At 56.9% G+C, this 571-nt stretch carries 2 protein-coding genes; one reads left to right on the plus strand and one right to left on the minus strand.

Annotation, left to right across the window (positions count from 1 at the left end; genetic code table 11):
• Positions 1-273 (minus strand): division/cell wall cluster transcriptional repressor MraZ (locus AC5RWX_RS34125; protein WP_494100549.1); only part of this gene is annotated, 273 nt, incomplete at its 3' end.
• Between the two features lie 60 nt (positions 274-333).
• On the opposite strand from AC5RWX_RS34125, the gene AC5RWX_RS34130 reads away from it, so the two are divergent.
• On the plus strand, positions 334-571 hold a 238-nt coding region (locus AC5RWX_RS34130; RefSeq protein WP_494100550.1), incomplete at its 3' end, for a hypothetical protein.

The raw sequence follows: 571 nt of genomic DNA on the forward strand, positions 1-571 counted from the left end.
CGGTGGAATAGTCACGCGCCCCTGCTTGTCAGGTACCTCGTCAGAGGCTCCAGAGAGAAAGACGCGGATATAGTCCCGCGCCTGTTTTGAGGAGATTGGCGCCTCCCGCATTTGCTCGTGGACCCGTGCAAATTCCTTCTCGCTGAAGACATAGATGCAACGTTCCTGGCCCCGGGTAAGGACCAGCCCGCTGGCAAGTTCCTCACGGAACTTCGCGGGGAGAATGATCCGTCCCTTTTCATCGAGACGTGGCGAATGCGTGCCCAGAAACACTGGCCCACCGCCTGTCCGATGTCAGGAACTGCACATCCCCTATGTTGCAACCACCCTCTTATGTCCTCCACATTACTCCACTTTCCACCACAGTCAACGCAAAAAGGGGCCGCAAAGGCGCAAGTTCTGGTAATTCGGCCGCTAAATGGCGCGGAATTGCGGCAGTGGTGGGAAGTGGAGGACTTTGGCACCCTTAGGCGAACAATTGGCGCAAGTGAGATCAAATCCGCGGCATTGATTGCCGCTGCAGGTCCTGGAGCCACGTTAAACGCGAAAAAACCCGCCGAAGCGGGTCTTT

It is taken from the genome of Arthrobacter sp. SPT-J7 (assembly GCF_059089965.1).